The organism is Falsihalocynthiibacter sp. S25ZX9 (assembly GCF_041205405.1).
Taxonomy (GTDB): domain Bacteria; phylum Pseudomonadota; class Alphaproteobacteria; order Rhodobacterales; family Rhodobacteraceae; genus Falsihalocynthiibacter; species Falsihalocynthiibacter arcticus.
Map to the genome: position 1 here is coordinate 1 of NZ_JBGFCD010000308.1, position 286 is coordinate 286.

1 protein-coding gene is annotated in these 286 nt (G+C 58.4%); it reads left to right on the plus strand.

Annotated elements, in window-relative coordinates; all coding sequences use genetic code 11:
• Window positions 1-53 precede the first annotated feature (53 nt).
• On the plus strand, window positions 54-286 hold a 233-nt coding region (locus tag AB9F29_RS22365; protein ID WP_369757309.1), incomplete at its 3' end, for a hypothetical protein.

Genomic DNA, 286 nt, shown 5'->3' on the forward strand with positions numbered 1-286 from the left:
AGGCGGGGCGTTATTCGCATATGTTTTGCATATGATTTCCATAGGGGCGGGATGTGCGGCCGCAGGTTTGCGCTGGCGTTAACGATTTGGTGGGAAGATGGGGCCATATTTTACACAGAATGGAGGCCGCGATGGTCACGCCGCACAACAAGAATACTCGGGATAGGATTGAGCCTGCGTCGGATCGACTGGCGACGAAGGAACAGCATCGGCATGTGCGGATGGCGAAGAATACGCTGGCGCGGGTGAGTACGGCGGTGCGGGCGGCGGAGCTGCGGACGGAATT